This window comes from Pseudomonas paraeruginosa (genome assembly GCF_003025345.2).
In the GTDB taxonomy this organism is placed as follows: Bacteria; Pseudomonadota; Gammaproteobacteria; order Pseudomonadales; family Pseudomonadaceae; genus Pseudomonas; species Pseudomonas paraeruginosa.
In genome coordinates this window covers 2,248,035-2,260,074 of sequence record NZ_CP020560.1, presented here as the reverse complement: position 1 = coordinate 2,260,074, position 12,040 = coordinate 2,248,035, and the positions used below count along the sequence as shown (strand labels likewise).

Below are 12,040 nucleotides of genomic sequence, written 5' to 3'. Positions count from 1 at the left end.
CCATCCGAACCATGAGTCGCTATCGTCCACCGCGCACCGCCGGCACCCCGCTGATCACCCCGGAGGGCGCCGCGCGGTTGCGCGCAGAGCTGCACGAACTCTGGCACGTGCGGCGGCCCCAGGTGACCCAGGCGGTCAGCGAAGCCGCCGCCCTCGGCGATCGCTCGGAAAACGCCGAATACATCTACGGCAAGAAGATGCTGCGCGAGATCGACAGTCGCGTGCGCTTCCTGCGCAAGCGTCTGGAAAACCTCAAGGTGGTCGGCGAGCGACCGGCCGATGCGAACCGGGTCTACTTCGGCGCCTGGGTGACCCTGGAAGACGAAGACGGCGAACAGGCTCGCTACCGTATCGTCGGCCCGGACGAACTGGACCTGCGCAACAACCAGATCAGCATCGACTCGCCGCTCGCCCGCGCGCTGGTCGGCAAGGAACTGGACGCCGAGGTGCTGGTGCGCACCCCTGCCGGCGAGAAGCTCTGGTTCGTGGTCGAGATCGACTATCCAGCGGCGCCCTGAGGCGCCGCGCGCTCAGCGCAGCAGACGGCGGGTGATCAGGCCCTGGCGGGCGACCCGGATCAGTTGCCGGACCACCAGGCCCAGGTCCTCCGCCTCGGGGGCCTGGACCACGGCGAAGTCGAACGCGTCGCTGGGGAAGCGGGCCAGTTCCCTGCCGTCCCGGGCGAACTGGATGAGGAAGGTGCGCGAACCGTTCCAGCGCTTCGGCCAGCCTTCGAGGTAACGGACGAGGGTCGGCTGGTGCGGGCCGCTGAGGAGAATCCTCGGGTTGCGCCGGACCAGGCCGGTGGTGATGGGTGCCAGGCGCAGTTGCGTGCTGGGACAGGTCATGACGTCGTGTCTCCGCCTCTTCGGTCCCGCTGGACAGCGGTGAGAGGCAACACCGAGCCAGCGCTTTAGCGGTATTTCGGCTGGTGCCGGGCGCCCCGCAAGTTGCTGTTTAAATCGGCGCACGCGCATCCTAGAAAAGCCGCACGGAGACTGTCAAGAATCACGCGGAGGCGCCCATGCCCGATCGCTCTCTTCGCCTGTTCTTCGCCCTGTCCTGTCCACCTCCCCTCGCCGAGCGGATCGGCCGGTGGCGCGATGGCTGGCCACTGCCCGGCCGCCAGGTGGCGACGGCGAACCTGCACCTGACCCTGGCCTTCCTCGGCCAGGTCCCGTCCGCTCGGCTCGAGGCCTTGCTGGACATGGCCGCGGCCATCGAGGCCGCGCCCTTCGAACTGCGCCTCGACCATCTGCTGCGCTGGAGCAACGGCATCCTGCTGCTGGCCCCCAGCCAGCCGCCCGGCGCCCTCCTGCAACTGCGCCGCGCCCTGTGCTCCGGCCTTGCCGAACTGCAGCTGCCCGTGGAAACCCGCCCATTCAGCGCCCATCTGACCCTGGCTCGCGATGCCGCGCCGCTGGAGGACACCCCGCCACCCCCAACCTTCGTATGGCAGGTCGACCATTTCAGCCTGTTTTGCTCGCAAAACGACGCCGCGGGTGTGCGCTACCGCACACTCGGTTGCTGGGCGTTGTGCGAGGAAGATTCAAACGAGCGTTTCGCGCCGTAACAACCCGCCTCTTCCGCTCTGCCACGCAGGTTATGACCGGCCGCCAGGAAGCCGCGGATTTCCTGGCCTGGAGGAAAAAAGCCGAAGCTGGCACGGTTCCTGCGCAAGGGACAGCGAAGCGGTTCTCCCGGAAGGATTCGGGCGATGGCTGGCAGGACGCGCACCTCGGCCCCATCAACCTGAGATGAGAACAACATGAAGAAGAAGTCTCTGCTCCCCCTCGGCCTGGCCATCGGCCTCGCCTCTCTCGCTGCCAGCCCTCTGATCCAGGCCAGCACCTACACCCAGACCAAATACCCCATCGTGCTGGCCCACGGCATGCTCGGCTTCGACAACATCCTCGGGGTCGACTACTGGTTCGGCATTCCCAACGCCTTGCGCCGCGACGGCGCCCAGGTCTACGTCACCGAGGTCAGCCAATTGGACACCTCGGAAGTCCGCGGCGAGCAGTTGCTGCAGCAGGTCGAGGAAATCGTCGCCCTCAGCGGCCAGCCCAAGGTCAACCTGATCGGCCACAGCCACGGCGGCCCGACCATCCGCTACGTCGCCGCCGTGCGCCCGGACCTGATCGCCTCCGCCACCAGCGTCGGCGCGCCGCACAAGGGTTCGGACACCGCCGACTTCCTGCGCCAGATCCCACCGGGTTCGGCCGGCGAGGCAGTCCTCTCCGGGCTGGTCAACAGCCTCGGCGCGCTGATCAGCTTCCTTTCCAGCGGCAGCACCGGCACGCAGAACTCGCTGGGCTCGCTGGAGTCGCTGAACAGCGAGGGCGCCGCGCGCTTCAACGCCAAGTACCCGCAGGGCATCCCGACCTCGGCCTGCGGCGAGGGCGCCTACAAGGTCGACGGCGTGAGCTACTACTCCTGGAGCGGCTCCGCGCCCCTGACCAACTTCCTCGACCCCAGTGACGCCTTCCTCGGCGCCTCGTCGCTGACCTTCAAGAACGGCGCGGCCAACGACGGCCTGGTCGGCACCTGCAGTTCGCACCTGGGCATGGTCATCCGCGACAACTACCGGATGAACCACCTCGACGAGGTGAACCAGGTCTTCGGCCTCACCAGCCTGTTCGAGACCAGCCCGGTCAGCGTCTACCGCCAGCACGCCAACCGCCTGAAGAACGCCAGCCTGTAGGACCCCGGCCGGGGCCTCGGCCCCGGCCCTTTCCCGGAAGCCCCCTCGCGTGAAGAAAATCCTCCTGCTGATTCCACTGGCGTTCGCCGCCAGCCTGGCCTGGTTCGCCTGGCTGGAACCTTCCCCCGCCCCCGAGACGGCGCCTCCGGCCAGCGCGCAGGCGGGCGCAGACCGCGCCCCGCCAGCAGCCTCCGTGGGAGAAGCGGTGCCGGCCCCCCAGGTCATGCCGGCCAAGGTCGCACCGCTGCCAACCTCCTTCAGGGGCACCAGCGTCGATGGCAGTTTCAGCGTCGACGCCGGCGGCAACCTGCTGATCACCCGCGACATCCGCAACCTGTTCGACTACTTCCTCAGCGCCATCGGCGAAGAACCCCTGCAGCAGAGCCTCGACCGCCTGCGCGCCTACATCGCCGCCGAACTCCAGGAGCCGGCGCGCGGCCAGGCGTTGGCGCTGATGCAGCAATACATCGACTACAAGAAGGAACTGGTGCTGCTCGAACGCGACCTGCCGCGCCTGGCCGACCTCGACGCCCTGCGCCAGCGGGAAGCCGCGGTGAAAGCCCTGCGCGCGCGGATCTTCAGCAACGAGGCGCACGTGGCGTTCTTCGCCGACGAGGAAACCTACAACCAGTTCACCCTGGAGCGCCTGGCGATCCGCCAGGACGGCAAGCTCAGCGCCGAGGAAAAGGCCGCCGCCATCGACCGCCTGCGCGCCAGCCTACCGGAAGACCAGCAGGAAAGCGTGCTGCCGCAACTGCAAAGCGAACTGCAGCAGCAGACCGCCGCCCTCCAGGCCGCTGGCGCCGGCCCGGAAGCCATCCGCCAGATGCGTCAGCAACTGGTCGGTGCCGAAGCCACCACCCGCCTGGAAAAACTCGACCAGCAGCGCTCGGCCTGGAAAGGCCGGCTGGACGACTACTTCGCCGAGAAAAGCCGGATCGAAGGCAATGCCGGCCTGAGCGAAGCCGACCGCCGCGCGGCGGTCGAACGCCTGGCCGAGGAGCGTTTCAGCGAACAGGAACGCTTGCGCCTGGGCGCGCTGGAACAGATGCGCCAGGCGCAACAGCGCTGAGAAACGGGCCCGTAATCCAGGCCGGCGTGGCCCTTGGTGAAGCATTCGGCGTGCAGGGCGAATGACCCATTTGTGGTTGAGCTGCCGCGCTATCGGCAGACAACGCCACTGCAGAACGAAAAAGGGCGGCCACCCGAAGGTGTCCGCCCTTTTTCGTCGCCAGCCCGGTTCAGCGGGACAGCTTGCCGTCCAGCGAGAACCTGCCGGCGCCATCGACCAGCAGCGCCACGCTGATCATCAGCAGGGTCAGGGCATATTCGTAACCGTTGTCGGTGATGAAGAAGCCGTTGCCGATATGCACGCTGAAGATCGCCACGATCATGGTGAAGCCGATCACCACCGAGGCCGGCCGCACCAGCAGGCCGATCACCAGGGCCAGGCCGCCGAAGAACTCGGCGCTACCGGCCAGGGTCGCCAGCAGGTAGCCGGGGGTCAGGCCGATGGATTCGAACCACTGCGCCATGCCGCTCAGGCCGGCGCCGCCGAACAAGCCGAAAAGCTTCTGCGAACCGTGCGCCATCAGGGTAAGACCGGTGACGATGCGCAGGAGGGCGAAGCCGGCCCCGGCGTTGGTCGACAGGAGGGTCTTGATCAGTGGATTCATGTTGCGTCCTCAGGGTGTGGGATAGGTTGTGCACACTATAGGCAGGACAATTCGATATTGAAACCGCAAAAAACCCGTAATACCTATCGTATTTATAGATTATTTCTGTGCCGTCGTCGTTCCGCGCCTGCCAGCCTCGAGACGTTCCCGCTCGCGCTCATATGCAAGGTAGTACTTGTTCACGCTACTGACATAGCTCACCACGCCCATCCCTATCTCTTCCGCGGCCACCCGCTCGACCTGGAAGAACCAGCGGTTCGGATCGAGCCCCCGGCGACGGGCCTGGGTGCGCAGGTTCTGCACCCGCTCCGGTCCCATGTTGTAGGCCGCCAGGGTGAAGGCCAGGCGTTCGCGTTCGTCGAGGTGCTTGCTGGAGAAGAACTGCTTGCGGATCTTGGTCAGGTAGCGACTGGCGGCCAGCACGTTGCTGTCCTTGTCGTGCACATTGCCGACCCCGACGCTGCGCGCCGCCGCCGGGGTGATCTGCATCAGCCCGCTGGCGCCGCCGGCACCGCGCGCCGCCGGGTTGAGATGCGATTCCTTGTAGGCCACGGCCGCCAGCGCCAACCAGTCGAGGTTGCTGCGCTGCGCGTAGCGCTGCAGCAAGGGACGCACCGCTTCCAGGCGCTTGCGATCGGCCGCGCCAAGGGGATTGCGCACCTTGTAGGCACGCCGGTAGACCCGCTGGAAGGCCACGTCCTGATCCGCCGGCGCCCGGTAATCGGCGAGGAAGCGGTCGATGGTGGCGCGCAGGGTGCTGGCATCGCGGCGCACGTACCAGGCCATGTCGGCGCGATTGTCCAGCACCAGGTGGCGATCCACCCGCAGCTTCGGCAGGACCTTGGCCCAGCGCTCGGCGATCGGTTGCTCGACCACGCTGAAACCGAGGATGCCGGCCTGGACCATTTCCATCACGTCCTCGACCGCCAGCGAGGGGTCCAGCCGTTCGATGCGGATCGGCGCCATGCGCCGTTGCGCCAGGCGCTGGTTGACCTGTTCGATGGCCTCTTCGGCGGCGCTGCCGGCCGGCAGCGGGATGGTCCGCCCGGAGAGTTGCTCCAGGCGCGTGTAGCGCCGGTTGCCCTTGCGCGCCACCAGCACCAGCGGCACGTCGGCGCGCACCGGCGCGCTCGGGCTGACGCGCAGGCCGTCATGGGCCGGCAGCAGTTCGCCGGGCGCCACCAGGTCGCCTTCGCCGCGCTGCAAGGCGGCGAGCAGTTGGTCCTTGGGCTTGGGGATGAGCTTGAAGGTCAGCGCCCGCGCGGAGGGCGAGCGGCTGTTGAGGTACTGCTCGAAGGCGCGCAGGCGGCGGTATTCGACGCCGATCGGCTCGCCCTTCACCTCGCCCGAGCTGTTGCGGCTCTGGTTCACCAGCACCTTGAGCACGCCGCTGCGACGAATGCTCGCCAGGTCGCGGGTCTCCGGCTGTTCCCGCTGCCAGGTATCCGGCTGGCCGGTGATGCGCGCGGCCGCCGGCAACGGCGCGAGCACCAGCAGGCAAAGCGAAAGCAGCAACAGACGCGTCATCCAGGTCTCCAGAGGCCGGGCTCGATGTCCCTCTCCGGGGGACCGGATCAATCAGAGCCTGGCAGTCTTGGCAAGTTCCTCTCCGACAGCGGCTGCAAACGGAGGCATTGGGGTAGATAATCCGGGCGCTGAAGAACCCGATCTGCGATTATAACGGATTGTTCTACAAGCGGTTTGCCACCCATCCCCCGGCGGGACCGGGATGATCGAGGGGCACCGCCCCGCTGCGGATACCAGGAAGGCACCATGCAACTCATCGATATCGGCGTCAATCTGACCCACGCCAGCTTCGCCCCGGAACGTGAAGCGCTGCTCGCCCGGGCGCGCGCCGCCGGCGTGGTGCAGATGGTGCTCACCGGCACCAGCCTGGCCGACAGCGAGCAGGCCCTGCGACTCTGCGCCGAACTCGACGAGGGCGGCCGGCTGTTCTCCACCGCCGGTGTCCACCCCCACGATGCCAGCCACTGGAACAGCGACACCGTCCGTGGCCTGCGCGCCCTTCTCGGCGACGAACGGGTACGCGCGGTGGGCGAATGCGGCCTGGACTTCAATCGTGACTTCTCCCCCCGTCCGGCCCAGGAAAAGGCCTTCGAGGAGCAGCTGGCTCTGGCCGTCGAGCTGCAACGCCCGGTGTTCCTCCACGAACGCGACGCCAGCGAGCGCCTGCTGGCGATCCTGCGCAACTTCCGCGATCGCCTGCCGGCTGCCGTGGTGCACTGCTTCACCGGCGAGCGCCGGGCGCTCTATGGCTACCTCGACCTCGACCTGCACATCGGCATCACCGGCTGGATCAACGACGAACGCCGTGGCACCCACCTGCATGATCTGGTAGGCGAGATCCCGGTCGGCCGTCTCATGCTGGAAAGCGACGCGCCTTACCTGCTGCCGCGCAGCCTGCGGCCGAAGCCGAAGAGCGGGCGCAACGAGCCGGCCTACCTGGGCGAAGTGCTCGCCTGCGTCGCCCGTCACCGGGGTGAAAGCGCCGAGCGCCTGGCAGAGCATTCCACTGCCACCGCACGGGCGTTCTTCGGCCTGCCGACGATCGCCTGAGTTCGTCCTAAAGCTCCCGCGGGTTCAGCCGCTAAGCTGACCAACGGTCTCGTTGACCCGTATCAACGATTGCCCCTTACTCAGCTTTCAAGATAATGGCGCCTTGCCATTAGCTTGCCGATAAGAAGAAATCCCCCTATGGGCACCTGGATCAGCAACATCCCACTGAAATACAAGTTCTGGGCCGTCAACGCGGTGGCCTTCTTCACCACCCTGCTGCTGGTTCTGTTCGCCATGCAGCAGGAGGCCGCCGGACGCAATGCTTCCGCCCAGAGCGCCGCCGCCGCCGAAGGCGAGCTGGTACAGGCCTGGCCAACCGGCGGTACCTTGCCCGCACGGAGCAACCTGCTGCCGCTGGAACAGGCCGCGAGCCTCGGCGGCACGGCGGCCCAGGCGCTGGACGAAGCCCGGGGCTGGGTCGAGCTGTACGGCGCGCGCCAGGGCGAGACCGCGCTGCTCGGCGCCTGGGTCGGCCAGACCTCTTCCGGCCAGCGTTTCGCCGTGCTCGCCCCGGCCAGCGACCTCTGGCAGGTCTTCGCCGATCGCGCCGGCGCCTACGCGGTCGCCGTCCTGGTGCTGATGCTGGCGTTGCTGGCGGCTTCGCAACTGCTGATCCGCTTCATCCTGACCCACCTGCACACCCTCAAGGATGTGATGCTGCATGTCGAGAAGAGCGGCGACCTGTCCGCCCGCGTACCGCTGCAGGGACGCGACGAGGTCGGCCAGATGGCCGGCGCCTTCAACGCCATGCAGGCTGGCTACCAGCGCATCGTCGGTACTGTCGCCGCCGCGGCCAGCAAGCTCGACGAGGGCGCCCAGGCGCTCGCCAGGAGCATGGGCCAGGTGCGCCAGGGCATGCTCGGCCAGCAGAGCGAGACCGACCAGACCGCCACCGCGATCAACGAAATGTCCACCACCGTCTTCCATATCGCCCAGCACGCCGCCGACACCCGCGACCAGTCGCAGGAAGCCGATCGCCTGGCCGGCGCCGGCCAGCAGGCGGTGAACCGGGTCAGCGCATCGATCGCCGGACTGTCCCAGGGGGTCCAGGAAACCGCCGAGATGATCCAGAAGCTGGCCGAGGACAGCCAGAAGATCAGCGGCGTGGTCAACGTGATCCACGGCATCGCCGAGCAGACCAACCTGCTCGCCCTCAACGCCGCCATCGAGGCCGCGCGGGCCGGCGAAATGGGTCGCGGCTTCGCGGTGGTCGCCGACGAGGTGCGCAACCTCGCCCGTCGCGTGCAGGACTCCACCGACGAGATCACCCAGATGATCCTCGCCCTGCAATCGGGCACCCGCGACGCCGTGGAGTTCATGCAGGAAAGCTCGCTCAAGGCCGACGGTTGCGTCAGCCAGGCCGGCGACGCCGGCGAGGCCCTCGCGGCGATCGCCAACGCGGTGGCGCAGATGCGCGAAAGCAATACGCAGATCGCCGTCGCCGCGGAACAGCAGAGCCAGGTGGCGGAAGAAATGACCCGCTCGGTGGTGGGCATCCGCGATGTCACCGAGCTCACCGTGCAGCAGACCGTCGAGTCGGCGGCCACCAGCCAGCAACTGGTCGACCTGGCCGGCGACCTGACTCGCGCCATCGGCCAACTGCGTCTCTGAGCAGGCTTCCGCCTATCGCCGGGATAGGCAGGAATCATTCGCCGCGGCGCGGCGCGGCGCCTAGACTCGATGCCATGAAACGACCCGCCTCGCGGGTCGCCGCCACGGAGTATCGAGAACCATGGGCAAACGTCACCCCAACCTGCTCGCCTGGCAATGGCGAGGCTACGCCGGCAACCACCGCAACCCGACCAACCTGGTCCTGCACCTGATCGCCGTCCCGCTGTTCATCCTCGGCGCGACCCTCCTGCTCGGCGGCCTGTTCGGCCTGGACCTGCTGCGCGTGGCGCTCGGCGTCATCGGCATCGTGGCCGGCCTGGCGCTCCAGGCCAAGGGCCATGCGCTGGAAGAACAGGCGCCGGAGCCCTTCAGCGATCGGCAGGACGCTGTCAGTCGATTGCTCGTCGAACAGTTCGTCACCTTCCCCCGCTTCCTCCTCAGTGGCGCCTGGTGGAAGGCCTGGCGCGCACGGCGCAAGTGACGGTTCGTCCGGGATTGCGCTCGGCCCTTCAGTTTTGCCGACGCACTGCCGATATAATCGACGGAATCCTGTCGTGGACCGACACCATGCCGTCATTGCGTCAATTAATCGTCTTCCTCTGCTGCCTTGGCGCCGCCCTCGCCCAGGCGACGCAGCCCGTGCCGCTGGGCGGACGGCCGATCGTCACCCTGCTGCAACCCGGCAAGCCGCCCCTGCGACTGACCCTCGCCGACCTCGAAGCCCTGCCCGGCGAGACTCTGGAAGCCCAGCTGCCCGGCGAAGCCAATGCCAAGTGGCAGGGGGTGCGCCTCAGCCTGCTGCTGGAACACCTGCGCCTGGCCCCGCCGAAGCGCCTGCGGGTGCTGGCGCTGAACGACTATTCGTCGATCATTCCGTACAGCGACCTCGAGACCTACCAGCCGATCCTCGCCTATCGCCGCAACGGTGCCTACATGACGATTCGCGAGCGTGGGCCGCTATTCATCATCTACCCCATGGCCCGCTATCCTGAGTTGAGAAACCAGGTCTACTACAACCGAACCGTCTGGCAGGTCAGTTCCATCACCCTTGAGTAAGCAACGCTCATGACTGTGCCGCTGCTCGATCCGACAAAGCTGCGCCGGCAACGCCAGATCATGGGTCTGTTGCTCGGCCTGGTGCTGGTCATGGCGCTGATCGCCGGGGCCGCGCTGTGGCTGGCGGTGCGCCAGGGCCAGCAACTGGCGCAACCGAACCTGCACAACGAGCTGTGGCAGACCTACTCCCTGCGCGCGGAGCTGAATCGCACGCTGGAGACCGCCCAGCGGATCGAACGTGGCGAGGGCCAACCCGACGACCTGGCGATCCGCCTCGAGGTGCTCGCCAGCCTGATCGCCCCCCTGCGCCGCCAGCACCTGTTCAGGCACCTCGCCGAGCCACGCCCGGAAGTGCAGGCCACCCTGCAACGCCTGATCGAACTCAGCGACCGCTGGTCGGACCAGGCCCCCTGGGGCGACCCCGCCGGCGCGCGGCGCCTGGCCGGCGAGATCAGCGAACGGCTTCCGGCGCTGCTGGAGCCGGCGCACCAGATCGTGGTCGCCAGCAACATCGCCCTGACCAACCAGTTGGACATCGACCGCAAGCACCTGCACCGGGCGTTCTACGCGCTGTTCTGGGCGCTGCTCGGGATCGGCGCCGGCGGCGCCCTGCTGGTGCTGCGCCTGGTCGCCGATTTCAGGCGCGCGCAGCAACTGGCCGGGCATCTGGTCGAGCTCAACGCCACCCTGGAGAGGCGCGTCGACGAACGCACCCGCCAGCTCAGCGAAGGCAAGGCGCTGCTGCATTTCATCCTCGAAGCCAGTCCCAGCGACGTGGTGCTGCTCAGCGCCTGCGGCGCGCGCATCCACTACGTCAACCCGCGCCTGCTCAGGCGCATCGGTTGCCGGGAGCAGGATGATTTCCGCCTGCCGCGGCTGTTCGCCAGCGCCAGCGAATACAGCCGCCTGCAGAATGCCCTGGAGGAGCGCGGCCAGGTCGACGGCTGGGAAGCCCAACTGTGCGGTGAAACGCCCTGCTGGGCGGTGATCTGCGCGCGCCACCTGGAAGTCGACGGCGAACCGGCGACCCTGATCTGGTGCTACGACATCAGCCGGCGCAAGGCCATGGAGCAGGAGCTGCGCCTGCTGGCCAGCACCGACACCCTGACCGGCCTGCACAACCGCCACTCGTTCCTGCACCAGGCGGAGCTCATGCTCAAGGCCGCGGAACGCTTCCATCACCCATGCGTGGCGCTGATGCTGGACATCGACCATTTCAAGAGCATCAACGATGGCCACGGCCACCTGACCGGCGACCGTGCCTTGCAGCGGGTGGCCGAGACCCTGCGCCAGGGCCTGCGCGAAGTGGACCTGCTCGGCCGCCTGGGCGGTGAGGAGTTCGCCGCGATGCTTCCGGAAATCTCCCTGGACCAGGCGCTGGACGTCGCCGAGCGCCTGCGCGCCGGCGTCGAGGCGCTACGGGTGAGCAATCCCGACGGCGAGCCACTGCGGATGACCGTGAGCATCGGCGTGGCCCTGCGCAAGGACGTCGGGGACGACCTGGAAAGCCTGCTGGTGCGTGCCGACAGCGCGCTCTACCAGGCCAAGAGCGGCGGGCGCAACCGCACCGAGTACACGCCCGCCTGAGGCGCCCTCAGCCGAACACCGTCACCATCTGCCGGCTGATCGCCAGCAGGCGGCCGTCGGCGCTCCACATCCGCGCCGCCACGTGGCCGTAGCCGTCGCGGGCCTCTTCGATCTCCGCCAGGTAGCGGCACCAGTCGCCGCAGCGCTGCTCCGGCAGCGGCTGGACGAACTCGGCGGTCCAGGTCAGCGAGCTGGCCATCGCCGGCGTGCCCAGGTGCGGCAACAGCGCCGGCGGCCAGGAGTCGAGCAGCGCAAGCAGGTGGGAAACCTCCATGGGCTCTCCCTCGGGTTCGTCGCGGAAACGCATCCAGCCGCCCATCTGGCGCGACTTGTTCGAAGAGAACGGCAGGCCGCCCACTGCCCAGCGCATGGCGATGTAGCGAGTGAACTCCGGAGTCACGTTACGGATATAAGGCAGTTCCTGGCTCTCTTCGGGGCCCTTCATTCCGGCCGCCGGCAACGCTTCCACCGCCACCGCCGAAGCGCGGGCGACGCCGAAGCTGGCCTGGACCAGCGTGACCACCTGCTCGCCCTGGCTGACCTCGACCTGCACCTGGCTCACCGCCTTGCCCTCGCGCAGCAGCCGGGCGCTGAAGCGAGCCGGCTGCCCGGGCGCCAGCGGCCCGACGAAACTCACGCTGACGGAGCGCAACGGGCGCTCCGCCTCGACCACCGTGCGCATGGCCTCGTAGGCCAGCGCCACCACCAGACCGCCGAAGGTGGCGCGCCCCTGGCCCCAACTGGCCGGTACCACCACGGAAGAAGGGTCGCGGCGGACCGCCTGGATCAATTCGGAAAAATTCATGTGTGCCTCGCGAGGGGTTTCGAG

Annotated in this window: 13 protein-coding genes; 9 read left to right on the top strand and 4 right to left on the bottom strand. The window is 67.9% G+C overall.

All coding sequences use genetic code 11. The features are described from left to right. Positions 1–11: 11 nt before the first annotated feature. Complete coding sequence (greB, locus tag B7D75_RS10835; RefSeq protein WP_012075254.1) at positions 12–518, top strand: transcription elongation factor GreB; 507 nt, start codon at positions 12–14, stop codon at positions 516–518. A gap of 12 nt (positions 519–530) precedes the next feature. Here the strand turns inward: greB and B7D75_RS10830 are convergent, their stop codons facing one another. Then, entirely contained in the window at positions 531–848 is a 318-nt protein-coding gene (locus tag B7D75_RS10830) for a hypothetical protein (RefSeq protein ID WP_012075253.1), read from the bottom strand. 176 nt (positions 849–1,024) lie between these two features. Between B7D75_RS10830 and thpR the strand changes: the two genes are divergently transcribed. The 3 genes from thpR (at position 1,025) to B7D75_RS10815 (ending at position 3,776) form a co-directional block, all read left to right on the top strand. Continuing rightward, positions 1,025–1,573, top strand: coding sequence for an RNA 2',3'-cyclic phosphodiesterase (gene thpR / locus B7D75_RS10825; protein WP_034078562.1), 549 nt, complete (start codon positions 1,025–1,027; stop codon positions 1,571–1,573). A 195-nt stretch (positions 1,574–1,768) separates the two neighbouring features. Further along, positions 1,769–2,704 carry a triacylglycerol lipase gene (gene lipA, locus B7D75_RS10820; RefSeq protein WP_012075252.1) on the top strand — a complete coding sequence of 312 codons (936 nt, stop codon included), beginning with the start codon at positions 1,769–1,771 and terminating at the stop codon, positions 2,702–2,704. A gap of 49 nt (positions 2,705–2,753) precedes the next feature. Then, the gene (locus tag B7D75_RS10815; RefSeq protein ID WP_034078560.1) at positions 2,754–3,776 is read left to right on the top strand and encodes a lipase secretion chaperone; all 1,023 of its coding nucleotides are present in this window, start codon (positions 2,754–2,756) and stop codon (positions 3,774–3,776) included. Between the two features lie 169 nt (positions 3,777–3,945). Here B7D75_RS10815 and B7D75_RS10810 read toward each other — a convergent pair whose 3' ends face one another. Beyond that, positions 3,946–4,380, bottom strand: coding sequence for a DoxX family protein (locus B7D75_RS10810; RefSeq protein ID WP_012075250.1), 435 nt, complete (start codon positions 4,378–4,380; stop codon positions 3,946–3,948). A gap of 99 nt (positions 4,381–4,479) precedes the next feature. Then, positions 4,480–5,907, bottom strand: a complete 1,428-nt coding sequence (locus B7D75_RS10805) for an MltF family protein (RefSeq protein WP_033997800.1) — start codon at positions 5,905–5,907, stop codon at positions 4,480–4,482. Between the two features lie 246 nt (positions 5,908–6,153). On the opposite strand from B7D75_RS10805, the gene B7D75_RS10800 reads away from it, so the two are divergent. From B7D75_RS10800 to B7D75_RS10780, 5 genes are all read left to right on the top strand, one after another. Continuing rightward, entirely contained in the window at positions 6,154–6,957 is an 804-nt protein-coding gene (locus B7D75_RS10800; protein WP_107113996.1) for a TatD family hydrolase, read from the top strand. Positions 6,958–7,095: 138 nt separating this feature from the next. After that, complete coding sequence (locus B7D75_RS10795) at positions 7,096–8,568, top strand: methyl-accepting chemotaxis protein (protein WP_107113995.1); 1,473 nt, start codon at positions 7,096–7,098, stop codon at positions 8,566–8,568. 121 nt (positions 8,569–8,689) lie between these two features. After that, the gene (locus B7D75_RS10790) at positions 8,690–9,049 is read left to right on the top strand and encodes an Mpo1-like protein (RefSeq protein WP_058145827.1); all 360 of its coding nucleotides are present in this window, start codon (positions 8,690–8,692) and stop codon (positions 9,047–9,049) included. A gap of 86 nt (positions 9,050–9,135) precedes the next feature. Continuing rightward, positions 9,136–9,624, top strand: coding sequence for a molybdopterin-dependent oxidoreductase (locus tag B7D75_RS10785; RefSeq protein WP_012075245.1), 489 nt, complete (start codon positions 9,136–9,138; stop codon positions 9,622–9,624). A gap of 9 nt (positions 9,625–9,633) precedes the next feature. After that, positions 9,634–11,211, top strand: coding sequence for a GGDEF domain-containing protein (locus B7D75_RS10780; RefSeq protein WP_012075244.1), 1,578 nt, complete (start codon positions 9,634–9,636; stop codon positions 11,209–11,211). A 7-nt stretch (positions 11,212–11,218) separates the two neighbouring features. On the opposite strand, the gene B7D75_RS10775 is transcribed toward B7D75_RS10780, so the two are convergent. Beyond that, on the bottom strand, positions 11,219–12,016 hold the full coding sequence (locus tag B7D75_RS10775; protein WP_012075243.1) for an acyl-CoA thioesterase: 798 nt from the start codon (positions 12,014–12,016) through the stop codon (positions 11,219–11,221). Positions 12,017–12,040 lie beyond the last annotated feature (24 nt).

Excerpts from the sequence above, each read along its gene's own strand:
- greB (WP_012075254.1), top strand. The coding sequence starts at position 12 with ATGAGTCGCTATCGTCCACCGCGCACCGCCGGCACCCCGCTGATCACC.
- B7D75_RS10830 (WP_012075253.1), bottom strand. The coding sequence starts at position 848 with ATGACCTGTCCCAGCACGCAACTGCGCCTGGCACCCATCACCACCGGC.
- thpR (WP_034078562.1), top strand. The coding sequence starts at position 1,025 with ATGCCCGATCGCTCTCTTCGCCTGTTCTTCGCCCTGTCCTGTCCACCT.
- lipA (WP_012075252.1), top strand. The coding sequence starts at position 1,769 with ATGAAGAAGAAGTCTCTGCTCCCCCTCGGCCTGGCCATCGGCCTCGCC.
- B7D75_RS10810 (WP_012075250.1), bottom strand. The coding sequence starts at position 4,380 with ATGAATCCACTGATCAAGACCCTCCTGTCGACCAACGCCGGGGCCGGC.
- B7D75_RS10805 (WP_033997800.1), bottom strand. The coding sequence starts at position 5,907 with ATGACGCGTCTGTTGCTGCTTTCGCTTTGCCTGCTGGTGCTCGCGCCG.
- B7D75_RS10800 (WP_107113996.1), top strand. The coding sequence starts at position 6,154 with ATGCAACTCATCGATATCGGCGTCAATCTGACCCACGCCAGCTTCGCC.
- B7D75_RS10795 (WP_107113995.1), top strand. The coding sequence starts at position 7,096 with ATGGGCACCTGGATCAGCAACATCCCACTGAAATACAAGTTCTGGGCC.
- B7D75_RS10790 (WP_058145827.1), top strand. The coding sequence starts at position 8,690 with ATGGGCAAACGTCACCCCAACCTGCTCGCCTGGCAATGGCGAGGCTAC.
- B7D75_RS10785 (WP_012075245.1), top strand. The coding sequence starts at position 9,136 with ATGCCGTCATTGCGTCAATTAATCGTCTTCCTCTGCTGCCTTGGCGCC.
- B7D75_RS10780 (WP_012075244.1), top strand. The coding sequence starts at position 9,634 with ATGACTGTGCCGCTGCTCGATCCGACAAAGCTGCGCCGGCAACGCCAG.
- B7D75_RS10775 (WP_012075243.1), bottom strand. The coding sequence starts at position 12,016 with ATGAATTTTTCCGAATTGATCCAGGCGGTCCGCCGCGACCCTTCTTCC.